This is a genomic window from Sporomusa sphaeroides DSM 2875, assembly GCF_001941975.2.
GTDB classification, from domain to species: domain Bacteria; phylum Bacillota; class Negativicutes; order Sporomusales; family Sporomusaceae; genus Sporomusa; species Sporomusa sphaeroides.
On record NZ_CP146991.1, the window covers coordinates 3675460 to 3698847 of the forward strand.

Sequence of the window (23388 nt, forward strand, 5' to 3'; positions counted from 1 at the left end):
TTTGGGGTATTTCTGTATCAACCACTCTGCTGTCGGGAATAAATAGAGCCGTCCCGGGAGTCAACCACGCAGTTTCTCGAACACCGTTTCCCCAGGTACAGTCCGTTATCAAGTACCCGTATACTGTCATCCAGTGCGGAATCAGCGGTCAGCCCCAGCACCGACAGAGTGATCGTCAAGGTGAATTCCTGACTGCGGTACACAAACACATGCTGGGCAATAGCTTCCCTGACTCGCTCGGCACACTGTTTAGCCTCAGCCAGTCCGCTGCCCGGCAACAGCATCAAAAACTCTTCGCCACCCCAGCGTGACAGGTAGTTCTGGCTACCCAACACCGACTGCATGCATTCCGCCACTGTTTTCAGCACCATATCGCCGCATTCATGCCCATAAGTGTCATTTATCCGTTTAAAATTATCAATATCCCCCAACAGGATTGCATCCTGCCCGCCTTTTTCTTGCAACCGGACCATTGCCTGCTGCAGGGTTTCCATCATGCAGCGGCGGTTAGCCAGCCCTGTTATATAATCGGTTTTCGCGGAAATCTCCAGCTTTTCCATCATCTCTTTCAATTCCTCATTCTTTTGCTCCACCTGCAAAATATATTGCTGCAGGGCTTTCTGCGATTGCCGGAGTTCCAGATGAACCTTGATTCTAGCCTGCAGTTCCAAGGCGTAAAAGGGTTTTATTATATAGTCCTGACCGCCGCAGCGAAAGCCTTCCACCACATCCCGGATCTGAGTGGCGCTGGTGATAAAGATGACTGGAATATCTGCCAGTTCAACCCGGCTTTTCAACGCCCGGCAAATAGCAAAACCGTCAAGACCGGGCATAATAATATCCAATAGAATCAAATCCGGCTGGCAGGCCGCCGCCAGAGCAAGAGCCTCTTTCCCCTCCCGGGCCTCAATAATTTCATGCCAATTCTGCAGAAAATTACGCATAATCTTTATTTCCACCGAACTATCATCAACAATCAGTATTTTTGCCATTGTTTATCCATCTGCCTTACCTACTTTATTTATCTGATGACGCTCCACCTGGCAGGTCTACCGGGAAAATAAACGGACAACATTCGTCAAATAGGCATACCCCTGTTCGGCCAGGCTTTCGGTGAAGTTCACGTCATAGGAGATTGCCCGCACGGTGCCGCCTTTATTTTCAATCGTCTGCACCAACTGGTCCAAAGCAGCCAACGTCTCCGGCTTAAGGCTGGCAGTCGGGCCAAAATTCAGCAGCAACCGAGCTTCCTCCTCCAGATATTCCTGCACCTCAATCAGCAGACTCTGGCAACTGACCGGCGACAATGTGGGATAAATAGCAACTTGCACCATTTTATCGTCCCGAAAAATTTGATAGGGCGGCCAGTGTACATCCCCCATCGTCTTGAGCCGTTCCTCCGTACCGGTAGTTCCCTTCAGCCGCCGTACCATTTCCAGGTGCTTGGGGTAATCAAAGTTTTGATTCAGGACATGGCCAACAACCTGTGCGACTTTACTAACAGTAATGGGTTTTATAATAAAATGCCGGGCTCCTCGCTCCAGAGAATCCAGAATGACCTGCCGCTCTTCAATGGCACTAATGACGATAATCCGTGCATCAGGATACCCGGCGATGATCTTGGAAATCGTCTCCGCCCCGCTGATGCCTTCCATCGTCATATCCATAGTCACTATATCCGGTTTATGCTTGACATATTCGACAAAAGCCTGTGCCCCATTCGCCGCTTCCGCCACAATCTTATGCCCTAATCCCTGGATGATTTCTATTAAGCTTTTCCGGGCAAACGCCGAATCATCTACAATAAGCACACGAGCCATTCCGCAGTTCCCTCCTTTCCGTTCTTAGCCACAGCAGCGCTTTCAAGACTTATCTTGCTGATTCTTTTGCAGCATGGCGGCAACACTTTTTAATAATCTCGCCCTGTTTAATTTACCTTCATATAAATCAAAGCCCGCCCGCAAGCCCCTTTCCCGGTTGGTCTCGCCGCTTAGCGAGGTCAGGGCGATCGCCGGCAAGTGCTTAAGATCCTCCCGCGCCCGGATGGTCCGTACCAGTTCCAGCCCGTCCATTTTGGGCATTTCCACGTCGCTGACAACCACATCAAAAGACTGAGTGTCCAGCGCAGCCAGCGCCTGCACCCCGTCCTCCACCACCACAACCTCGTAGCCGTCACTTTCCAGGTAACTTTTGGTGACACGGGCGAAAAAAGGAGTGTCCTCGGCCAGTAAAATTTTTACCCGCTGCGGCTTCCCGGCATCCTCCCCTTCTGCGGAAAGCTGCCGGGAAGCCTGATAATATTCAGGCACTGCCGTCTGAAACAGGGCATACATATCCAGCAGCGTGACAATCTGTCCATTCACCAAAATAGAACCGAGAGTGCTCTGTCCACTGCTATTGCAGCCCTCTAGCTGGATTGGCGTGGAAACCACATCATAAATTTCCTCGGCCACGATGCCGACGGGAATTCTGACAAACCGCGGCAAAATGACATATACCCAGTCAGTCTTTGTCTTTCGCCGGCTAAGCGGCAAATAGTATTCCGGCCGGATAACGCGAACAATCCGCTCCTGAAAAGTAACATACTGCTGTGATCCGATCTTTTGCAAGGTTGTTACCGCCACTTTCTCCACTCTGGCCACCATCGACAGATCAATCCCCAACAATTCGCCGCCGGAGGTCCGAAATAAGAGCAGGTTGGTTTCTTCCGGCCGGGAATTTGCCTCCACCGTCGACCTCAGCTTTTCCTCCTGCAAAGACAACCCGGCTTTCCGATGAACCAGCTCCAGATCGAGAATCATCGCAATCCGCCCGTCGCCCAACACGGTCACCCCGGAATAACAGCCGCTGGTTTTCAGTGCCGCCGGAACCGGCTTTACCAGAATTTCCTCGGTATCATAGACGGCATCCACCGCCAGACCATACCATAAGTTGCCGCTCTTAACCACCAGAATGCGAAAGGTTCTGGTCTCATCGGCAAAATAAGCCGCACTGTCGGCATGGGCTCCTTCTATTCCGAGAATATCGACAAGCCGGACCAGTGGCAGCAGACGGTTGCGCAGGCGGAGCACCGGCGTACCATGAATAAATTCAATCTGCTTTTGCTGTTGATTGTCCGGCTGCAGCAATACCAGTTCCTTGACATTGGCCTGCGGAATGGCAAAGGCATCGCTGGCCCCTTCCACAATAAAGGAAGAAATAATGACCAAAGTCAATGGCAGCAGCAAGCGAAACGTAGTGCCCTGCTCCTTAGCGGTAAATACCTCTACTTTACCGCCCAGTTTTTCAATATTGGTTTTGACCACATCCATGCCGACTCCCCGGCCGGATACGGCGGTAACCTGGTCAATAGTGGAGAATCCCGGCTTCATAATAAAACTCAGCAGCTCAGCTTCTTTTAATAGTGCTGCTTCCGCTTCCGTCACCCAGCCTTTGGCCACCGCCTTGGTTTTAATTTTCTCCAGATCAATGCCTGCACCGTCATCCTGGATATCAATGACCACCCGTCCGCTTTCATGATAGGCATGTAAAAGCAGTGTCGCCGGCAGCCGCTTGCCCTTATCCATTCTGTCCTGCGGCGTCTCAATGCCATGGTCCAGGGCATTGCGAACCAGATGGGTCATCGGGTCGGCCAGCGCTTCAATGATCGAACGGTCCATTTCCACGTTGTTCCCCTGAGTAACCAGTTCCACCTCTTTGCCCAAACTGCGCGCCAGTTCCCGGACAATACGGGGAAACTTATTAAATACATTGGCAACAGGCTGCATTCTGGCCTTCATAACCTTTTCCTGCAGCTTGGTTGTTAAACTGTCGATCCCGTGAGTTACCACATCCAGCTGCGGTGCCTCACAACCAAGGCTTTCAGTAATGCGCAGCAATTGATTCCGCCGCAAAACCATTTCGCCGATAATATTCAGCAAATCGTCAAGCAACGCTACCTTGACCCGGATACTTTCCTCCACCAGGCCGGCCTGCGTCTTGCTGATTTCAGTGTAAGGCTTTTTGACCGCACCTCGATCAGACGCCGGTATGGTACTCTGGTTACCGGTCGCTGGCGGCAGGCTTTCATCCTGCGGCACCGCTGCTGCCTGAGTGGCCTCACCGGTCAATTGGTTCCACAACTCCCAGACATCCAGCGTACCTTCTGCGCCGGCCGGCTGCTGCTGCGTCTTGCCGGTCAGAGCTTGCAGAATGTTCAAAGCGCTATCAATGTCTATCCCTTCCTGACCGGCAGGATTATTTACCAGGTCCTTCAATTGATCGGCAGCCAGTAACAGTCCGTCAATCATCGCTACGGTAATACCGCATTCCTGGTTGCGCAGTCTTCCCAGCAGGGTTTCCATGGCATGCGCCAAAGTTACAACTTTATCCATTTCAAAGAAACCGGCCGTACCCTTTACACTGTGAACAGCGCGAAACAGTTCATCCAACAAAGATGCTTCGTAACTGCCTTCTTCCAGACGCAGCAGTCCTACCTCCAGTGTTCCGATATGAGCCTTGGCTTCTTCAACAAATTCTTGCAGTAATTCCTGACCGAAATCCATCCTTGTCACCACTCATTTTTTGATCATCGCTTGTCACAGCCAGCCTATCCCCTGTTCGGGACGCCTTTATCACCTAAATTTTGAACTGCGCCATCATCTGTTCCAGATGGTGGGCCGTTTCGCCCAGTTCACTGGCAGAGCCGCTGGTGTGCGAAGCGGTGCCGGCCATATCTGCTGTAGCGGCATCGGCTTCCTGAATGCTTTCTGTAATGTTTTGGGTTCCCTGGGCAATCTCTTTAGTCGCTAAAACGATATTCCCCATTAACGCCGACATTTGGTCGGCACTTTTAGCCGTCTCCACCGCTTTGACCGAAATATCCGCCGTAGCCTCATCCACTTGTCTGACTCCCTCTGAGGCCGCCGCCGCCATTTGCGACACCTGCTGGGCATGGTCTGCGATATCGCTGATCTCCTTGCTAATGCCTGCCACTTCTTTGACACCTGCCGTCATTGCAGTTGTAATATTACCAACACTGCGCGATTGTTCGGAAACCGCCGATGCAATCGTTCGGGTAATGCCGGTCGTTTCCGTAATAACGGTGGCAATCTTACTCACCGCGCCGACTGCCTCGCCCATATCACTGTGCATTTCTTCAATTTGCCGGGCAATATGACGCGTCTCTTCCGCCGTCCGTTTCGCCAGTTCTTTGACCTCGGCCGCCACCACCGCAAACCCTTTGCCGGCCTCTCCGGCCCCGGCCGCCTCAATGGTGGCGTTCAGGGCCAGCATATTGGTCTGTTCGGCAATGCTGCGAATGACATCAACAATTTGATTAATCCGTTTTGTCGTTATGCTCAGTTTTTGAATCATTGCCGTCGTTTCCTGCGACTGATTCTCTGCCGCCAGCGTAATGTGAATGGACCGGTCGCAATGCTGGCCGACCTGACCAAGCGAACAGCTGATCTCCTGTACTGCCCGGTCCACCTCCGCCATAGAAGCGGAAACGTCCCCTGCTGAAGCAGCCACACGATTGATGCTTTGCGATATTTCCGCCACGACCTCACTCACCTGGTCAACCTGGCCGGCAATCCGGTTGGTTGTTGCCGACACATGCTGCGCGGCGGCCGACATTCCGTTAGCCAGTCCGGCCACCGCATCCACACCATGGCTTACCTCCTCAGCCGAGCTGGCCGTTTCTTCAATGCCGGCCGAAATCTCCTCCACCGTGGCGCTGATTGTCGATATCTGGGCACTCATTTGCTCACTATTGGCTGCCAATGTGGTCGAAACATCAATCAAATCGACCGAGGCATCCTTCATCAGCCCCGTCGTCTGCCGGATATCGCCGACCATGTCACCCAGCACCTGCAGCGTATGATTCACTGCGCCGGTCAACGCTCCGATCTCGTCATTGGCATATATTTTGCCGCGCACCGTAAAATCACCGGTTTCCACTACCGACATCATCGACTGAAAATCATTGAGCGGCCGGATGAGCCATTTGGTAAGCAGCAATCCGGTCACTCCGATAATCAAAACAGCCACAAATAACGGGGTCAGAAACGAAATGCGGCTAACTGTCGTCAACCGGCTGTGGACTTCGTCGGCCGGCACCGAAGCCACCAAGGCCCAATTGCTGCCAGGCACCGGCGCGTACCCGGCATACTTGTCCACCTCGCCCCAACGATATGGGGTAATGCCTTGCTTACCCTGCAAAGCCTCTGTCAGTGCCTGCCGCAGGCGAAGATCACCTTCCTTGAGAAAATTGCTCTTCATCTCCACACTTTTCTCCGGATGGGCAATGACCAGCCCATCGCCCTGGACTAAAAAGGCATAGCCTGTTTGGTATACCTTGGTGCTGCTGATCTTCTGCATCAATTTTTCAATATTCATGCTGCCGCCGATCATTCCCACTACCCGGCCGTCCCGTTTCAGCGGCACGGCCACCACAACCACCAGGTGTCCCGAGGTTTTGGAAATGACCGGATCGGAAATCACTGTTTTGCCCTTCATAACTTCGGGAAAATACTCGCGGTCACCGACATTGGCGCCCCCCTGGATAATCCCTCCCCGGTCATTGCGGGTCGCCGAAAAATAATCGCCCTTTTCATTGGCCACAAACAAAACATCATAATCGGTCGCCCGGGCCATCTCTCCAGCCAGGTACGGCCAGGTACGGGTCACATTGCCTACCTCTACCAAAGGGGAATTGGCCAGGGTGGTAATGTAGGACTTCTGTTCATTCAGCCACAGTCCTACCTCCTGCCCTGAACTGACAGCCAGTGCCTGTATAGACTGTTCGGTATTCTCCACCAGCGCCTTTTGCGCCGTCTCATAAATCAAAAACGAGGATAACGCCAGGCCGACTACAACGGCGCTCACTAAAATTCCAATCATTTTTTTCCTAATGCTAGATATACCTTTACTCGTTTCAGTCCGTCCACCCATTTCCATGCTAACAGGCCTCCCACAAAATAACATAATTCCGTAAAATATGAATTATTTATACAGTCAGCCTGTCTTTTCCTGTATAATATTTGATTTATCCGCTCTGTCCGGACAAAATTATCCTTTAGGATAATTTTGTCCGGATATTCTTATCTTTTTGGATAGTATCTCATCCGGCAGGAAACAACCTGCTTACAGGGAAATAAACACCATACGCTGTTGCCTTACCGCGCAGCAACAAAAATCATGCAGAACAAGAGGTATGCGTCCCATGATAAAAACCATCCTCATTGACGATGAATTGCCGGCCCTCGAAGCATTATCCTATCTGCTCCGGCAATATCCTGTTCTTGAAATCGTAGGCGAATATACCGACCTTGAGGAAGCCTGCCAAAAGCTTCGGCACGAGCCGGTTCAACTGGTTTTTCTCGACATCCAGATGCCAACGGCTAACGGCTTGGATGCCGCCAGAAAAATGCGTCAATACCAAAACAATCTAACCGTCGTCTTTGTCACCGCGCATAATCAGTTCGCCCTGCAGGCCTTTGAGGTCGACGCTATTGACTATATTGTCAAACCGGTAATTAAACGCCGGCTGGACGCCACCATCGAAAAAATCATGGGGAAAATTCCGCAAGCTGCTCATGAACCGCTGCCAAAACGGCGCGGTGAATTTTTTAACCGTTTGCTCAAAGGAGCACTAACCAACGATCAGGAAATAGCCGGACAAGCTCAACAATTGGGGCTTGACGCCTCCCAGCCCTTTTCTCTCTTCTTTCTGTTGCCGACTCCGCAAACTGCAGCGCCGGAAAGCAACCTGGCACCGGACTTCAGACACCGCCGCACCGCTATGCTTGATGCAATATCAACCGGCTCACTGCTAGCCTGGGAAACACCCCACGGGTTGGGCATACTGGATTTTTCCCCTGTCTCTGCCGCCAATGCCAAGGAAGAGGAACAGCTTGCCGCCGCCCGGCTGAAAGCCCTGCTGGACAGCCGGTTCCCCCAGACAGTAGCAGCTATCGGCATTGCCCCGCAGCCAGGCACCTTGGGAAACTTTGCCGCCAGGTACCGGGAAGCCCGCTATGCCGCCCTGCTCGGCATACGAATATCTCCCCGAACAGAAGTCTATCATTTCCTGGACAGCGGGCTAATAATGCCCTTAGCCCATTACATTCCCCAGCCGGAAATCGACACCCTGATTAACAACACCTTCGGCAAGCTGCTCCGCTATGACCGGCAAAACAGCACCGAACTGTTTGTCACGCTGGAAGCCATATTGTTGAACGACAGTCTGCAGACAGTGGCGGAGAAATTGTTTATTCATTATAAAACCGTATTGTTCCGCAAGCAGTCAATTGAAAAAATTCTGGGATTCTCCCTGAACTCTTTTACAGGCCGCACGACGTTAGGTGTTGCCCTGACTTTACTTTATTTAAACCAAACTCCTGCCGCGCCCAAGGAGTAGACCGGAGCAGCGGACCACAGGCCCATATCCTGAAAACAGCTATTCGTCTGCCGGTTCCGGCCGGACGGGAATCTGAAAAGTTACAGTGGTGCCTTCATCCACCTTGCTGACGATCGCCAGCTGCTGCCCATAAAAGGACTGCAGACGGCGATTGATATTTTGCAGACCGATTCCGGTATTTTCTGCGCCGGAATCAGTCAATAGGCTGTCCAGCCGGTCCGGCGGAATTCCTGCACCGGTATCGGCCACCGTTATGACCACGGTGCCGCCTTCCTTCTTCACTGTAATCCGCACCTGTCCCTTGCCGCTTTGTTGCATAATCCCATGCTGAATCGCATTTTCCACCAGCGGCTGGATAGTGAGCGGCAAAATAGGGACTTGCCATACCTGGGGATCAATGGCGTAATGGACCTCCAGCCTGCCACCAAAGCGGGCTTTTTCCAGTTCCACATAGGACTGCACCAGCTCCAGCTCGTTCTCCAGGTTGGTATAAATAGCTGTTCCCTGGATTTCAAAGCTTTTGCGCAAGTAATTACTGAATTCACTCAGCAGCATCCCCGCCTTTTCCCCGTCGGTATAGCAAAAAGCAACAATGGTATTGAGCGCATTATACAAAAAATGCGGCTTGATTTGGGATTGCAGAAAGGCCATTTCTGCCCGGACAACATCCTTTACGGCTTTTTGCAGGGACAGCAGCGTCCTGACCCGTGACCTGATTTCCTGACTGGCAAACGGCTTGGCGACAAAATCATTGGCCCCGGCGGCAAAAGCGGCGGCAATGTCCTCCTGCGAATTGCAGGCTGTCAGGACGATAATCGGCAGTTCCAGCATAGAGTACCGCTCCCTGATTCTGCGGCACAATTCGTAGCCAGACATATCTGGCAGCATTACGTCCAGCAACACCAAATCCAGATTGCGGCTTGAGCCGATCTGCGCCAGCGCCTCCCCGGCCGTCATAGCAGTAAGAATAGTATAGTCCTCCTGAGCAAATACCCGGAGCACCATTTGCAGGTTGGCCGGTTCATCATCCACTGCCAATATGGTGAATGCTCCGTTTTTTATTGTCTGCAGCGGCAATGCCGGCAGTAACGGTTGCTGCCGGTAGTTTGCCTGCCGGTCGCCAGCCAGTTCCGGCGCGGCCTGACTGACCGGCAATTCAAAGGCAAAGCGGGACCCCACACCGGGTTCCGACCAGTCAAGCCACAGCTTGCCTCCCATTAATTCAACCAATTGACGGGAAATCGTTAACCCGATGCCCGTCCCCCCGCGCCTATGCTCAACCTGCTCGAAGGCATCAAATATCGTTTTCTGCCGCTCCTCCGGTATACCGCAGCCGGTATCCTCCACAACGATCCGCAAACGGCCCTCCCGCAGTTCAGCCTTAACCTGGATTTCTCCCTCGCGGGTAAATTTGACGGCATTGCCGATAAGATTAAACAGTACCTGCTTCAGCCTGTCTTCATCGGCGACAATAGCCGGCAAGCCTGCCGGCAGTGCCTGAATCAGCCGGATTTTTCCCGGCGGCAGCATATAGCCGGCCACATCCAATACGGCATCAACTACCGATTTACTGTCCACCGGCACCAGTTGCAGCCGGAGTTCCCTGGTTTTAAGCCGGGAAAAATCCAAAATATCATTGATCAGATTAATCAGCCTGCGGCTAATGGAAATAATCTGCTGCCAATATTCCGTCTGGCGAGAGGCTGCCTGGCTCTCCGTGCCTTCCAGCCCGGCTTCCGCAATAGTAAGGATGCCCTGCAGCGGCGTTTTAAGCTCATGGGACGTATTCAGCAAAAATTCATCCTTGAGCTTATCTAGATTAAGCAGCCTTTGTGACATATCGTCAATCGTATCATAGGCGTCGGAAAAGCGGATAACCAGAATCAACGACGTCAGTATGACAAAACTCAATGCACCAAAATCGCCAAGCACCCGGGCCGGCAGAAAATCATTCTGGTATAAGAAAATTTCCAAAATGGTCATTACGATGCAAGTAAAGGCACAGATCAGAATTTGCAGGCCCAGCCGCCCTAAATTTCCGTACCTTTTTTGACACAGTGACCGGCACAGAAAAAAAACAATAACGATGTAAGCGATACTTTGCAGCACAACAAACGGCAGCTCCACATAAGAATACAGTTTAAGCGGCGACAATAAAATAACCAGCAAGTAACTGCCAAAAACACCGATTATGGCTGTAAGCAGTTTAGGTGGAATCAGTTCCCTGCCGGCCTCTTTCAAAAACAGGGCCAGCGCCACAACATGGCCAAAGCCGACCAGGCTTTTTATTTTATAAATCGTTTCAAAGGGTATTTCCGGGAAAAACTGCGCCATCAGCCGCTGCCCCTGCGTAAATTGGGCCAAAGCCATAATAAGGCAGTACAGGCCGAAATACCCTAAACTCCGGTTATCAGGCCGGTAAAAGAACACACAAATATGATAAAGGCCAATAAAAAATAACCCGGCAAATACAATAAGCTCACTCCGGGACAGTCTGTTTTCCAAAACGATAATGTCATTTTGCCGGCCAAGGTATACCGAGGTGGCAATTCCACTGTTTGGACGGTAGGTATAATTTGCCACCTGCACGATGATTTCCAGTTGATCCCCTTGTACGCTGAAAAAGGTGGTATACGGGGTATTGCCGGATGTATAAACATGTTCACCGGTTCCAGGATTGCCGCTTTGCCCCCGCAAAAGCCCGTCGACAAACAGCTTATGGGACTGGCGGATGTACTGAGTCTTTATCCCCAGTGTATCAGTCGTTGGCTTAAGCTTAACCCGCAGCCGGTAAGTACCGCAGCCCTCTGTCTGCAGGGTTTCCTCCCCCAGCGTTCCCGCCCAGAGGGAAGGAACCTTTAGATATCCGGTCAATCTGGGAACGGCAGCCGGCCGGTTGCCGGCAAAATCATCCGGAGTCAGCAATTGCTGCCAGTAAAACTCCCATTGGCCGTTCAACGCAACATTCCCGTCAATGGCAAAGTCCCAGCCGGAAAGATCAAGCACCCCCTGCACAGCCTGGGGGCCTTTTTTCTCCGGCATCCCTCTGCCGAGCAGCCAGGAGCCGGCCAAAGAAAGACTGATTACCAGCAGTACAATCCCGTAAGCATTTTTCCTTTTTGTAATCCAATTAACCAAACAGGCACCCTCTTACTTATCGTTATTTCTTTTGATTATACCTTTCCCTTTCCGCCGGTGGCAAGCACTCTTCCATACTAAACATATACAGCACCGGCCTGCTTTTTCAGTGCAATGTCCCATACCGTTTCAATCAAATAACTCCACCACAGCGAATAGGTGTGACTGACTTTTATATAAAAGGAAGCTGGCCCGAAGGAATCACTTCAGGCCAGCTTTCTTTATTTCTCGTTCTGATGCAATTCTTCATTGGCTTTCGCTTCTGCGGCTATCGCCTGTTCAGCATGTAAAGTAAGCTCTTCCCCCATACAATACACCAAGCTGAGAGCTGTCGAACGGGGAAGTTCCGAAACCAGAATCATCCCTTGATTCTTCATTATTTACCTAGAATTATGATTTGATAATGCGAAACACTAAAGTTAAATACAGTTGAAGGAGGGATAATATTGGGAAAAAACAGCATAAAACGCAGGCAATTGAGACTCAAATTTAAGCGTCGCACCGCTGCTTTAATGGGTGCTGCAATGATGACCGGAGCCGTATTGTCTGGTATGCCGGCTACTAAAGCCCTCGCTGCCGAAACAACTGCCAATGTGTATCCGGTAAAAGCGGAAATAGCGCAGCAATTTGCCAAGGATTCCCGCTCACCGGGACGCGACTGGCACCAGCACAGACACAGCTGGCCAGGTCCTAATGGAAACCAGGCCTTGTATCAGGATGGCAAGGTTTATTACCGGGCTGACTCTAGGCACCTCGGGTCGAAAGTTGACAAAAGCCACGCCTATCTGCGGGATGGGAAGCTTTATTACCAGAGTAAGAACAGCTATAACGGCAACTATGCCTATATCAACAGTCCTGTGGATTATGTAAAGAATAAGGCCGCCCAATATGGCTTTAATTCTAACCGTGATTCCTTTTCACTTCTTACCGCTTCCAACCAGCGGGCTGTCGTTGAAGTTCGCCGGAACGATACCGGCAAGTTCTATAACGTTATCTTGGAGCGGACGTACGACCGTGACTGGACTATCGTGGATGTACGCACCTTATAGACTTTTTCAAATTACAAACTCATGAAAAAATTTCCTGACATGAGCACAAATCATTTAAAATTAATAGTAGGTATCAAAAAAGGGCAAAGAAGCAAGGGGACAGTCACCTTGCTTCTTCCACATTGTTATGAGGAACATCCCTACTTGTCCTCACTACGCTTCTTATTACGAATTCAAAGTAAAAAACGCAAGGGGAAAAGCAAGGAGGACGTACATTTTGCTTTAAAATGCAATAATAAAAGAAGCACAAAGAATGTCCCGTTTCTTGGCGCGGTAAAAACGTAATTGACTTAATCGTCTAATATATGTGTAGTGTGCATATTAGCCGATATTATCTGATTTTGTATAAAAAAGCTGGCCCGAAGTAATCACTTCAGGCCAGCTTCCTTTATTTCTATTTCGCGTTCTGATGAATTTCTCCATTGGCTTTCGCTTCTGCCGCCATCGCCTCTTCACCACGTTTAATGGCTTCTCTGACCATGGAGCCAACTTCACCTGTTGTAACATCGTCCCAGTTGCCGTCCTCAACTTTTTCACCAAAACCGAGCTCATGCGCTAATTTATATTTGGTTTCTTCTGACATCACTTTACCCATATACAGCCACCTCCATCATAATTTTTGGAAGCCTATGTATAGTATTTGCCATTATGTCAAAAGCTATTCAATTCGAAAAATGTCATATAGTAACAACACACTGCAAAAAATTATCCTTCAGCCAACGTTTTCAGCTTCATATATTCTTCCCAGGTATCGGCGTCCAAAAAGCAGGCAGGCTCAGGCCAGTCCACTTCACTGACCCATTCCGGGTTATTACGCATAAGCTGCCGCCCGCCGGTGTCGCCGGTTAAGGCTGACAGACCGTCACGCCAATGGCTGCCGAACAGCACCGGGCTGTAGCGCTGCCCCTGACAGCAGGGCACCACAATTGCCTTGTCGCTCGCGGCCTGCCTGAATTTCGCCAGTATGGCTTCAATCAGGGCAGAGGATACCAGTGGCTGGTCGCCCAAAAAGAACATGATGCCTGCCAGCTGCGGCGGCAGCATTTGCAGCGCCAGCACAAGGGAGGAAGCCTGACCGCTGTGCCTGTTGGCATTAAAAACCGACCTTACCTGGTATTGCCGGCATAATTCGGCCAGTTCGCTCTCAGGCTCGCCAATAACAGCAATACTTGCCGTCCATGGCAGGCTATGGACCGTGCCGAGCACATGGGCCATCAGGGACTTGCCGGCTAAAGGCAGCAGCAGTTTTTGTTTTCCCATGCGGCTGGCGGTTCCGGCCGCTAAGATTACTGCACCAACCGGTATCATAACCGGTACACCGCAAGCGGCTTCATGGAACAGCCATAACCGGCTGTCACCACTACCCGCTCAATGTTGGCTTTGGCCAGCTTGCAATACCCGGCAATTTGCGCCGCCGCGACCTGTGCAGCGATATCGCCGCCACTTAGCAGCAGCACCTTGGTTCCCCGGGCATGCTGAAAAATCCCCTGCCGGTGCACCGCCAGGCGGGCTATATCCTGCCATTCAACATTTGCGCCCGCTTGCTTGCTAATAATGGCGGCTACCAAATCCAGGCGGTGAGCATTGTCCGCCGTTAAGGGCTGCCCCAGCGTGCTCAGATTCAACACACCGACAGTCATAGCAGTACCGGCAGGAATAACCGGTTCATGGGGCGCCGGCGCCTTGATCTTTGAGCAGCGGGCCCCGTCGGCTTCTACCAGAATATAAGCAGCAGGCACCTCGGCTGCCAGCTTGGCAAGCCACTCTGGCGGCAGCCCCAGAACCTTGCCGCCATTTTGCCTGGACAGCCACGCGATTATTTTCCCTGACTTTAGTGCCTCGACTACTTTTTCCTGGCCTGCCGCATAATCGTCTGTCACTACCGGCTGAAAATCAGCCACCTGGTTATAAAACATCTTCGTGGTTGCGGTAAGCAAAACCGGCCGGCCCTGCTGCCCGGCGCTCTTAGCCAGCGACTGCAGCAGCGAGGTCTTGCCGCCAGCACCGACACAGGCAATCATGCCCGGCAGGGTAATTCCCAGTGCATCCCAGAGCATAGCTCACACCACCTGAATAAATACTTCCATAATCCCGCCGCAGGCCATACCTTCGTCCGCGGCTGTATCGCCGGTCATCGACACATTATAGATGGATGACCGGTTGTCATCAAGCGCGGTTAGCGCCTGCAGTTTTGCCTCCGCTTCGGCGCAACCGCCGCCGATGGTACCAAATACGCGGCCATCAGGATAGACCAGCATTCTGGCACCGGCCTTGCGCGGCGTGGAGCCGCGGGTGGCAATAATAGTAACAAGTGCTGCTTTCCAGCCTGCCTGCTTTGCCTCACAAATAGCCTGAACCATAGTATCATCCATATTTGTACCTCCACCTGTCACTCAGCGGACGGCAATTGGCGTTTCTGTCAACAGCTACCATTTCCGCAACAATACTAAGGGCAATCTCCTCCGGCGTTTCGGCACCGATATCCAGCCCGATAGGCGCCCGCAGCCGGTCTACCGCTTCACGGTCAAAACCTTCTTCCAGGAGAGTCTTCATCGCCCCCCGCACCCGCCCCTGGCTGCCAATCATGCCAATATAGGATGCAGGCTGGGTAATCACCGCCCTGATACACTCCATGTCTGAGCGATGACCACGGGTAACAATAATGATGGCGCCAAAACCTGCCAGTGCCAGTTCGGTCAAAGCCCGGCCAAATGGCCGGCATACCACCTGCTCAGCCTGCGGAAAGCGGGTCCGGTTGGCAAAATCCGGACGGTCATCCACCACCGTAACGGCATAACCAACTTTGGCCAAAAACTCCGTAAGCGGCTGGCTGATATGGCCTGCCCCCAGCACCAAAGCCGACCGCCGCCGGGAAAGTTTATCCCAGAACAAGCGGTATCGGTTTCCGGCATACGCGATTTCGAAAAGCAAGGGCTTGGTCCAGGGAGTGGCAGTGGCGGTTACCTTGTCAATAACCAGCCTGGTAAAAGCCCCATCGATAAGGCGCCCGCCGGTATAGTCCGCGGTAATGACCAGCGTGCTGCCGGCAGCATTATGTTTGTCCGGCGGTGTGCCGACAAGGGTGATTATATCGGCAGGCTGCGCCTGCTGCGCACATTCTGCAAGTTTGAAAAGAATATCCTTATCCATGGTTCCCCCGCAAATGCAATAAGGCTTCCAGTACGCCGCCGCCAACGGCTCTGGCCTTATCTGAGATGGTAAAACAATGTTCCGGGCAGCAGCGCGGGTCAACATCACCTATTTTCATTTTTCTGGTAACAGTAAGTTGGCTTTGCAGCAAACCGCGCAAGATACCGGCAATATTAACTTTAACGGCAGTGTCGCCTACATGCCCGACAATATCACCTGCGGCTACGGTGTCGCCGATTTCACGGCAAGCCACAAACACACCGTCCGCCGGCGACCTGACCAGCCGTTCAATGGTAAAGCCGCCCACTTCACCCGGGATGCCGGTATTGGCGATGGCTGTACCGTGATAGATGACCCGGCCCAAATCATGGCCCCGCATGGTTTCCACTACGGCATGAACATCCTCGCCGGCGGTAAAGCCCGGTCCGGCGCCAATCACTACCGGTGCATCGGTGATGCGGGTGCCTGTGTTGCGTTTTGCCAAAATGGCGTCAACAATTGCCACCGGCTTCAGGGTAGCAATTACCTGTTGTACTTCTTGCGGCTCTGAAGCCAACAGCACCGGAATCCGGCCGGCAGCTAACTTTTCCGGCACTGCAGCAAGCGTGGCTAATTCGGCTGTCACTGCTTCCACCGTCACCGGTGCATTTTGTATTACGGCCTGAGCAAAGGAAACCGTCCGCCGCACGGCGGTAGGGTTAGCTATTTCCAAAATTACTACAGCAAAGTGACTCGTGTGCAGACGATGGGCAATGCCTGTGGCAATATCGCCGCCACCTTTGACTATGACTATCTTGTCCATTATTACTACTACCCTTCTAAAGGATTAAAGACGGCAACCGGCATTTCGGTTGTCGCCTTTAGTTTTTCTCTAGTTAGCCAATATATTCCTGCTTGCCAATGGCCGCTTCAGCCGGTTTATTGGTGCCGTTAAGGACAGCATTCAGAATAATGGCCGCCACACTGCCGGCCGTGATGCCGCTGTGGAGGATTACCTGCGCCCAACTGGGGAATTGGTGATAGAAATTGGGGACAGCCAGGGTAATCATGCCAACTCCCATACTTATGGCAATTACCATAATATTATGAGTACCGTCAAATTGAACCTTGGACAAGGTTTTAATCCCACTGGCAGCCACCATGCCGAACATGGCAATACCGGCGCCACCCAATACCGGATTGGGGATGGCGGCAACTACAGCGGCGAATTTAGGGAACAAGCCCAGGATAACTAAAATGGCACCGGCGGCAGCCACTACAAAGCGGCTTTTTACTCTGGTCAAACCGACCAGGCCCACGTTTTGGGCAAACGCCGTATAGGGGAAGCTATTCAAAATACCGCCCAGGATGGTTGAAAAACCGTCAGCCCTGAGCCCGCGGGTCAAATCTTCCTGCGTAACAGGCTTGTCAATAATTTCACCGACGGCAATACAGTCACCGGTGGTTTCAGTCATAACGACCAGCATAACCAGGATCATAGCGACAATGGAAGCCAAGTCAAAGGTCGGCAGGCCAAAGGCAAACGGGGTGGTAATTCCCAGCCAATTGGCTGTGGCAACCTGCGAGAAGTTGACCATGCCAAACAAAGATGCGATCACTGTACCGCAGAGAAGTCCCAGAAGAACAGCAATATTACTTAAAAATCCTGTAAAGTATCGGTAGAAGAATAATACCAGCAGCAAGGTAACAAGTGCCAGACAGATATATGAAAAAGAAGCAAAATCTTTAGCTGCCGGGTTACCGCCAGCCGCCCAGCGTACTGCCACCGGCATTAGGGTAACGCCGATAATTGTAATAATCGTACCTGTCACTACCGGCGGGAAGAAACGGATCAGACGGCTAAAATACGGACTCATCAAATAGGTCACAATACCGGCAACAATAACAGAACCATAAATACCAGTTAAACCATGAGTCTGACCAATGATGATCATCGGGGTTACCGCAGCAAAGGTCACTCCTTGGATAATGGGAATACGAATCCCCATATTCCAAAAACCCAGGGTCTGAATCAAAGTAGCAATACCACAGGTGAACAAATCCGCGTTAATGAGATAAATCAGCTGTTCCTGGCTCAACCCCAGCGCATTGGCGATAATCAGCGGCACAGCCACCGCACCGGCATACATAGCCAAAACATGCTGCAACCCATAGGTAAACAAATGTCCCAAGGGCAGCATCTCGTCGACAGGGTGTTTTAGTTGATTGTCTTGCACAAATTCTCCTCCTTATACTTTCCGCTTTTGTCAGCATCCCTAACTATCGTACTAACTATTTTTGCCATCAGGTGGTGTGCCGGCAAAAGCGGCAGGCAACTACAGCAGGCAGATGTTTTCTGACAACACCCTGCCTACTGCAAAAGCGTACGCGTTATTTTGTCTGACTTTTCATTCCCATAAATACTCTTTCCGGGGTTATCGGCAGCCGGGTAACTTTGGCGCCTACCGCATTATATACCGCATGGGCAATGGCCGGCGGCGGCGTGTTGATAACCACTTCACCGATGGATTTGGCACCAAACGGGCCGGTGGGCTCATAGCTGGCTTCAAAGGCTACCGTAATTTTGCCGACATCTTTGCGGCAGGGAATCTTATACTGCATAAAGTTATTGGTCTGCAGCTTGCCGCGGCGGCTGTAGCGAACATCTTCATACAGCGCCATACCAATACCCTGAGCAATACCGCCTTCTACCTGAATCCTTGCCAGATTGGCGTTAAGCACGGTGCCACAGTCCACCACCGCCACATAGTCAAGCAGTTCAACCACACCGGTTGCGGGGTCAACTTCGACCTCGACAAAGCCGGCAATAAACGGCGGCGGCGATATAGGCGAACCACAGGTGGCATTGCCCACCAGCTGCCGCTTGCCAGCACCTAACACCTGGAGTTCTGCCAGTTTTGCCAGCGTCATCGACTGACTGCCGTCAGTTGTTCGCAGCACCTGACCGTCAAAGTCGATTTCCGCCGGGGTCACGGTAAGCAGCTTAGCCGCCTGCTCAATGATCTGCTGCTTTAAATCCTCGGCGGCTTGCAAGGCAGCCATGCCGGTGACATAGGCAGTGCTGGAGGCATATGAGCCGGGATCATAGGGGGAAACATCGGTGTCAGCGGCATGCACAACAATGTTGTCAGGTGAAGTTTGCAGGACTTCGGCGGCAATTTGCGCCAATACCGTATCACTGCCTGTCCCCATATCGGTTGAGCCTGTCAACAGGGTATATTCACCGGCATCGGAAAGACGTATTTCAATAGAGGCTGTGTCAATACCGGCAATACCGGAACCCTGCATGGTTACCGCCATACCGACAGACCGGACTTTACCGTCAGGCAATTCCCGGCGGGGGTACTTTTCGTTCCAGCCAATCAATTCCTTCCCTTTGGCAATACAGCGGTCAAGCGCTGAACTGTTAAGCACTTTTCCCTGATAAATAAGGCAGGTCTCGCCTTCTTTAATCAAGTTTTTCAGCCTAAGCTCAGCCGGGTCCAGGGAAAGCCGGGCAGCCAGCTGGTTGACAGCCGATTCCAGGGCAAACGTGCCTTGCGTGGCGCCATAGCCTCTGAGCGCTCCTGCCGGCATTTTGTTGGTGTATACGGCATGTCCGTGATACCGGACAGCCCGGGTTTTATTGTACAGCGGCAGCGTCTTCTCGCCACATACCGAAAAAGTGGTGGACGAATGTTCGCCATAAGCGCCGGTATCTGACAGGTTTTCAATATCAAGCGCCCGGATAAAACCGTCCTTGTCAGCGCCTAATCTGACGGTAAGCTTCATAGCATGACGGCTGGAGGTAGCGCTGAAGGTTTCCGTACGGCTGTAAATGTACATCGCCGGTTTGCCGGTGGTGAGCGAGACCAGGGCGGCAAACACATCACCGGAACCGGTCTGCTTGCCACCGAAACCGCCGCCGATCCGCGGCTTGATCACCCGCACTTTGCTGGCCGGCAATTCCAGTGCTCTGGCTACATGCCGCCTGATGTGGAAAGGCACCTGGGTGGAACTGACAATCACCAGTCTGCCGGCATGGTCAAGATATGTGAAGGAACGGAAGGTTTCCATCATGGCATGGGCCTGCGCCTGGGTATAATAGGTTTCTTCAATAACAATGTCACACTTTTTGAGTTCCTCATCAACATCGCCGACGGCGACAGTGTGCGAGGAACAAATGTTGCGCTCCTTGTCCATACCGATCGGGAAGTTGCAAAAGAGGTCAGACTCAGGGTGAACGACCGAAGTATGGTCAATGGCTTGTTCAAAATCAAGCACCGGTTCAAAAATCTCATAGCTGACCTTGATCAGTTTCATGGCGGCGTTGGCAGCTTTTTCATCCACAGCGGCAATAATGGCCACTTCATCACCGACATAACGCACAAGGGGATCAAGGATCAGCCGGTCATAGGGTGAAGGTTCAGGGTAGGACTGGCCTGCCAGCGTAAACCGTACCTGCGGCACATCTTTATAGGTAAGAATGCATTCTACCCCTGCAACCAGTTTGGCTTTGCTGGTGTCAATGGCTGTAATCCGGGCAAACGCATGAGGGCTTCTCAGGATTTTTACCACCAATGCGTTGGCCGGCGCTAAATCTTCCGTATATACCGGTTTGCCGGTGCTGATGGCAATGGCGTCTGTTTTGGCTAAGCCTTTACCTACATATTTCATGACGGTGTTACCCCCAGATATTTCTTGACAGCCCGAAGCTGCCCTTGATAGCCGGTACAGCGGCACAGGTTGCCTGTCAGGTAATGAACAATCTGCGCCTCGGTGGGATTAACCAGTTCCCGCTTCATGGCAAGCACGGTGAGAATAAAGCCCGGGCTGCAATAACCACATTGGTCGGCACCCTCGGCAGCCATGAATTGGGCAAAGTTCTCCGCCTCGGACGGCACTCCCTCAATTGTCGTAATCTGCCTGCCATGCGCCCTGAATGATAATAGCGAGCAGGAAAGTGTCGGCTGGCCATCAAGCCAGACGGTACACAGACCGCAGCAGGTGGTATCACAGCCTCTGCGCACACTGTACAGCCCCTGTTGGCGCAGCGTATCCACCAGGAAATCGTCAGGCTGAACTTCCAAAGCTGTTCGCCGGCCATTGATGATGATTTCTATTTGCATGCCGCCACCTCCGCGATTGCCCGTTTAACCAGCACCTGGCACATGGCCTGCCGGTATTCTGCCGACCCGCGCATATTGTCGCCAAAAGGCAACTCAATTGCTGCCGCCTGCGCGGCCTGTTCCATTACCGCCACAGTTAGGTTGCCACCTGGCAGCAGCTTAGCGGCCTCAAGCGCCAGTCTGGCCTTGGTGGGACGCGCGCCGACAGCAATCTGCCACTCTGCTCCCAGCCGGGATACCGCTGCCGTAAGGACAGGATAATCGCTGGCCGAGTTACGCAGCGCCTGATAGGCTGCCCGGCGCTCTGTTTTGTGAATAATGATTTTCGTCAAAATATCTTTGGTACGGGGCCTGTCCATAAATTCTGCCAAGCCCATACGCCCGCCATCGTACAATTCTATTTCGGTATCCAGTACCAATAATATGGTAAGCAAATCCGAAAAACCATACCGGGAAAATACCGACGCCCCGGCGGTGGCAACATTGCGGAATTGTACCCCGATAATATTGCTGACAGCCTGAGGCACTACCCCGCCGCAATATTCCTGCAGCGCCTGGTGGGTTTCCAGCTCGCGCAAAGTAGCCATGGCCCCGATCTCGATATGCCCGGTACAGTTATTGATATAGTCAAGTCCCAGTTTCGTTAGATCCACGCCGGTGTGGATGATTTGAGAACCCATACGAAGCCAGGCACAACCGCCAAGTATCGTATTGCTCTTCTTTTCCCGCAATATTTTGTAAGCCTCTGGCAGCGTATCCGGTTGCACTACATTACGTAATGTAAACAATTCTTTTCCTCCTACGCCGAACATTCGGTTTGTTTTTAATAATATAGTTCGAATTATATCATATCACAGTCATTATGAAAACCCACATTTCCCCCTAAAAATCCACATTTCGACAATAAGAGGACAGGCTGCTTATCGCTTGTCCGTGAAAGCAGCCTGCCCCTTTATGTCTGGCTTATACGATCTTAGTTGTCCAGTTTTCCACATTCCATACAGCCGTTACCCAGTCTTCATAAAAGTCCGGTTCATGAGATACGAGCAAAATAGTTCCCTTGAATTCCATCAACGCCCGTTTCAGTTCAGCTTTGGCTTCAAGGTCAAGGTGGTTGGTCGGTTCGTCCAAAACCAGCCAGTTAATATCTTTGAGCATCAGCTTGCACAGCCGGACTTTGGCACTTTCACCGCCGCTTAAGACCATCATTTGGCTGGTGATGTGCTCGTTCGTCAGACCGCAGCGGGCTAACGCCGCCCGGACTTCAAAATTGGTCAGCCCCGGGAACTCCTCCCACACTTCCTCCATCGCCGTATTGTTATTATGGCGGCTGGATTCCTGTTCGAAATAACCCGGATAGAGATAGTCGCCCAGCATAACCTTGCCTTCAACCGGCTGAATATGACCTAACAGGGTCTTGAGCAGCGTCGACTTACCCAGACCATTGACACCCCGGATAGCCACTTTTTGCCCGCGTTCCAGCGTAATATCCACAGGCTTGGTCAGAGGCTCATCATAGCCGAGCACCAGGTTTTTGGCCTCAACAATAAAACGGCTGGGCGTCCGGGCTTCACGAAACTGGAAGGTCGGTTTGGGCTTTTCCCGCGGTTTTTCCAGTATCTCCATTTTGTCCAGACGTTTCTGGCGGCTGTTGGCCATGCCACGTGTCGCCACCCGCGCTTTGTTGCGGGCGATAAAATCCTCCAGCCGTTCCACTTCCTGCTGCTGGCGCTCATAGGCCCGATTTTCCTGACTCTTTCTGACGGCGTACATTTGCTGGAACTGCTCATAGTCGCCGGTATAACGGGTAAGCACGCCATTTTCCACATGATAGATGACATTGACCACTTCATTTAAAAAGGGAATATCGTGAGATACCAGGATGAAGCTGTTTTCATAGTTTTTCAGATACTTTTTCAGCCATTCTATATGCTCAAAATCAAGATAGTTAGTAGGTTCGTCCAAAATAAGGATTGTGGGATTTTGCAGCAGCAGTTTGGTCAACAGTACTTTGGTACGCTGACCGCCGCTAAGATCGGCAACATCCCGGTCAAGACCAATGCTGCCTAACCCCAGGCCGTTGGCAACCTCTTCGATTTTGGCGTCAATCATATAGAAGCCGCCGTGATCGAGCATATCCTGGAGTTCGCCCACTTCTTCCATCATTTTTTCCACTTGTTCGGGTGTGGCCTCGCCCATCTCATTGTACAGCCCCAGCATTTCCGCTTCCAGGTCAAACATGTTTTGAAAGGCTTCCCGCAGTACGTCGCGGATGGTTTTGCCTTTAGTCAAAACCGAATGCTGGTCAAGATAACCCACAGTTACGCGGTTGGACCATTCCACTTTGCCTTCGTCAGGCGTTAACTGGCCGGTAATGATATTTAAAAAGGTGGATTTTCCTTCGCCATTGGCGCCAATCAGGCCGACATGCTCGCCTTTTAAAAGACGAAAAGACGCCTCGGTCAGAATCGTACGGGCACCAAAACCATGTGATACATTTTCAACAGTTAAAACACTCATGCTTTACATACTCCTGTGCAAT

The 23388-nt window shown here is 51.8% G+C and carries 19 protein-coding genes; 2 read left to right on the forward strand and 17 right to left on the reverse strand.

Going from position 1 to position 23388, the window contains the following annotated elements; translation table 11 throughout:
- Window positions 1-17: 17 nt before the first annotated feature.
- From SPSPH_RS17225 to SPSPH_RS17240, 4 genes are all read right to left on the reverse strand, one after another.
- Complete coding sequence (locus SPSPH_RS17225) at window positions 18-992, reverse strand: diguanylate cyclase (protein ID WP_075757022.1); 975 nt, start codon at window positions 990-992, stop codon at window positions 18-20.
- Between the two features lie 57 nt (window positions 993-1049).
- Window positions 1050-1820 (reverse strand): response regulator, encoded by a 771-nt coding sequence (locus SPSPH_RS17230; RefSeq protein WP_075757021.1) that lies wholly within the window; start codon window positions 1818-1820, stop codon window positions 1050-1052.
- A gap of 42 nt (window positions 1821-1862) precedes the next feature.
- Complete coding sequence (locus SPSPH_RS17235; RefSeq protein ID WP_075757020.1) at window positions 1863-4544, reverse strand: hybrid sensor histidine kinase/response regulator; 2682 nt, start codon at window positions 4542-4544, stop codon at window positions 1863-1865.
- Between the two features lie 73 nt (window positions 4545-4617).
- Window positions 4618-6939 carry a methyl-accepting chemotaxis protein gene (locus SPSPH_RS17240; RefSeq protein WP_075757019.1) on the reverse strand — a complete coding sequence of 774 codons (2322 nt, stop codon included), beginning with the start codon at window positions 6937-6939 and terminating at the stop codon, window positions 4618-4620.
- Window positions 6940-7204: 265 nt separating this feature from the next.
- On the opposite strand from SPSPH_RS17240, the gene SPSPH_RS17245 reads away from it, so the two are divergent.
- On the forward strand, window positions 7205-8401 hold the full coding sequence (locus SPSPH_RS17245) for a response regulator (RefSeq protein WP_075757018.1): 1197 nt from the start codon (window positions 7205-7207) through the stop codon (window positions 8399-8401).
- Between the two features lie 39 nt (window positions 8402-8440).
- Here the strand turns inward: SPSPH_RS17245 and SPSPH_RS17250 are convergent, their stop codons facing one another.
- Together SPSPH_RS17250 and SPSPH_RS17255 are read right to left on the reverse strand one after the other, a co-directional pair.
- The gene (locus SPSPH_RS17250; protein WP_083945651.1) at window positions 8441-11539 is read right to left on the reverse strand and encodes an ATP-binding protein; all 3099 of its coding nucleotides are present in this window, start codon (window positions 11537-11539) and stop codon (window positions 8441-8443) included.
- 221 nt (window positions 11540-11760) lie between these two features.
- The gene (locus SPSPH_RS17255; RefSeq protein ID WP_158027101.1) at window positions 11761-11901 is read right to left on the reverse strand and encodes a hypothetical protein; all 141 of its coding nucleotides are present in this window, start codon (window positions 11899-11901) and stop codon (window positions 11761-11763) included.
- An 84-nt stretch (window positions 11902-11985) separates the two neighbouring features.
- Between SPSPH_RS17255 and SPSPH_RS17260 the strand changes: the two genes are divergently transcribed.
- Complete coding sequence (locus SPSPH_RS17260; RefSeq protein ID WP_075757017.1) at window positions 11986-12588, forward strand: hypothetical protein; 603 nt, start codon at window positions 11986-11988, stop codon at window positions 12586-12588.
- A gap of 394 nt (window positions 12589-12982) precedes the next feature.
- Here SPSPH_RS17260 and SPSPH_RS17265 read toward each other — a convergent pair whose 3' ends face one another.
- The 11 genes from SPSPH_RS17265 to SPSPH_RS17315 form a co-directional block, all read right to left on the reverse strand.
- Window positions 12983-13183, reverse strand: a complete 201-nt coding sequence (locus SPSPH_RS17265; RefSeq protein ID WP_075757016.1) for a small, acid-soluble spore protein, alpha/beta type — start codon at window positions 13181-13183, stop codon at window positions 12983-12985.
- 110 nt (window positions 13184-13293) lie between these two features.
- Window positions 13294-13896, reverse strand: coding sequence for a nucleotidyltransferase family protein (locus tag SPSPH_RS17270; protein WP_075757015.1), 603 nt, complete (start codon window positions 13894-13896; stop codon window positions 13294-13296).
- A complete protein-coding gene (gene yqeC, locus SPSPH_RS17275; RefSeq protein ID WP_075757014.1) occupies window positions 13893-14645 on the reverse strand; it encodes a selenium cofactor biosynthesis protein YqeC in 753 nt (250 codons plus the stop codon). Before yqeC ends, SPSPH_RS17270 begins: the two co-directional genes overlap by 4 nt.
- 3 nt (window positions 14646-14648) lie before the next feature.
- Entirely contained in the window at window positions 14649-14960 is a 312-nt protein-coding gene (locus SPSPH_RS17280) for an XdhC family protein (RefSeq protein WP_075757013.1), read from the reverse strand.
- Window positions 14953-15738 carry an XdhC family protein gene (locus SPSPH_RS17285; protein ID WP_075757012.1) on the reverse strand — a complete coding sequence of 262 codons (786 nt, stop codon included), beginning with the start codon at window positions 15736-15738 and terminating at the stop codon, window positions 14953-14955. Before SPSPH_RS17285 ends, SPSPH_RS17280 begins: the two co-directional genes overlap by 8 nt.
- The gene (gene yqeB, locus SPSPH_RS17290; protein ID WP_075757011.1) at window positions 15731-16540 is read right to left on the reverse strand and encodes a selenium-dependent molybdenum cofactor biosynthesis protein YqeB; all 810 of its coding nucleotides are present in this window, start codon (window positions 16538-16540) and stop codon (window positions 15731-15733) included. Before yqeB ends, SPSPH_RS17285 begins: the two co-directional genes overlap by 8 nt.
- Window positions 16541-16613: 73 nt before the next feature.
- Window positions 16614-17918 (reverse strand): nucleobase:cation symporter-2 family protein, encoded by a 1305-nt coding sequence (locus tag SPSPH_RS17295; RefSeq protein WP_083945670.1) that lies wholly within the window; start codon window positions 17916-17918, stop codon window positions 16614-16616.
- Between the two features lie 190 nt (window positions 17919-18108).
- On the reverse strand, window positions 18109-20394 hold the full coding sequence (locus SPSPH_RS17300; RefSeq protein ID WP_075757009.1) for a xanthine dehydrogenase family protein molybdopterin-binding subunit: 2286 nt from the start codon (window positions 20392-20394) through the stop codon (window positions 18109-18111).
- Window positions 20391-20846, reverse strand: a complete 456-nt coding sequence (locus SPSPH_RS17305) for a (2Fe-2S)-binding protein (RefSeq protein ID WP_075757008.1) — start codon at window positions 20844-20846, stop codon at window positions 20391-20393. The genes SPSPH_RS17300 and SPSPH_RS17305 overlap by 4 nt, the downstream gene beginning before the upstream one ends.
- Window positions 20837-21634 (reverse strand): FAD binding domain-containing protein, encoded by a 798-nt coding sequence (locus tag SPSPH_RS17310; RefSeq protein ID WP_075757007.1) that lies wholly within the window; start codon window positions 21632-21634, stop codon window positions 20837-20839. The genes SPSPH_RS17305 and SPSPH_RS17310 overlap by 10 nt, the downstream gene beginning before the upstream one ends.
- Window positions 21635-21809: 175 nt before the next feature.
- On the reverse strand, window positions 21810-23366 hold the full coding sequence (locus tag SPSPH_RS17315) for an ABC-F family ATP-binding cassette domain-containing protein (RefSeq protein WP_075757006.1): 1557 nt from the start codon (window positions 23364-23366) through the stop codon (window positions 21810-21812).
- Window positions 23367-23388 lie beyond the last annotated feature (22 nt).

What these genes read in the sequence shown, in the direction of transcription:
- SPSPH_RS17225 (WP_075757022.1), bottom strand. Translation starts at nt 992, where the DNA reads ATGGCAAAAATACTGATTGTTGATGATAGTTCGGTGGAAATAAAGATT.
- SPSPH_RS17230 (WP_075757021.1), bottom strand. Translation starts at nt 1,820, where the DNA reads ATGGCTCGTGTGCTTATTGTAGATGATTCGGCGTTTGCCCGGAAAAGC.
- SPSPH_RS17235 (WP_075757020.1), bottom strand. Translation starts at nt 4,544, where the DNA reads ATGGATTTCGGTCAGGAATTACTGCAAGAATTTGTTGAAGAAGCCAAG.
- SPSPH_RS17240 (WP_075757019.1), bottom strand. Translation starts at nt 6,939, where the DNA reads ATGGAAATGGGTGGACGGACTGAAACGAGTAAAGGTATATCTAGCATT.
- SPSPH_RS17245 (WP_075757018.1), top strand. Translation starts at nt 7,205, where the DNA reads ATGATAAAAACCATCCTCATTGACGATGAATTGCCGGCCCTCGAAGCA.
- SPSPH_RS17255 (WP_158027101.1), bottom strand. Translation starts at nt 11,901, where the DNA reads ATGATTCTGGTTTCGGAACTTCCCCGTTCGACAGCTCTCAGCTTGGTG.
- SPSPH_RS17265 (WP_075757016.1), bottom strand. Translation starts at nt 13,183, where the DNA reads ATGGGTAAAGTGATGTCAGAAGAAACCAAATATAAATTAGCGCATGAG.
- SPSPH_RS17270 (WP_075757015.1), bottom strand. Translation starts at nt 13,896, where the DNA reads ATGATACCGGTTGGTGCAGTAATCTTAGCGGCCGGAACCGCCAGCCGC.
- yqeC (WP_075757014.1), bottom strand. Translation starts at nt 14,645, where the DNA reads ATGCTCTGGGATGCACTGGGAATTACCCTGCCGGGCATGATTGCCTGT.
- SPSPH_RS17280 (WP_075757013.1), bottom strand. Translation starts at nt 14,960, where the DNA reads ATGGATGATACTATGGTTCAGGCTATTTGTGAGGCAAAGCAGGCAGGC.
- SPSPH_RS17285 (WP_075757012.1), bottom strand. Translation starts at nt 15,738, where the DNA reads ATGGATAAGGATATTCTTTTCAAACTTGCAGAATGTGCGCAGCAGGCG.
- yqeB (WP_075757011.1), bottom strand. Translation starts at nt 16,540, where the DNA reads ATGGACAAGATAGTCATAGTCAAAGGTGGCGGCGATATTGCCACAGGC.
- SPSPH_RS17295 (WP_083945670.1), bottom strand. Translation starts at nt 17,918, where the DNA reads ATGCTGCCCTTGGGACATTTGTTTACCTATGGGTTGCAGCATGTTTTG.
- SPSPH_RS17300 (WP_075757009.1), bottom strand. Translation starts at nt 20,394, where the DNA reads ATGAAATATGTAGGTAAAGGCTTAGCCAAAACAGACGCCATTGCCATC.
- SPSPH_RS17305 (WP_075757008.1), bottom strand. Translation starts at nt 20,846, where the DNA reads ATGCAAATAGAAATCATCATCAATGGCCGGCGAACAGCTTTGGAAGTT.
- SPSPH_RS17315 (WP_075757006.1), bottom strand. Translation starts at nt 23,366, where the DNA reads ATGAGTGTTTTAACTGTTGAAAATGTATCACATGGTTTTGGTGCCCGT.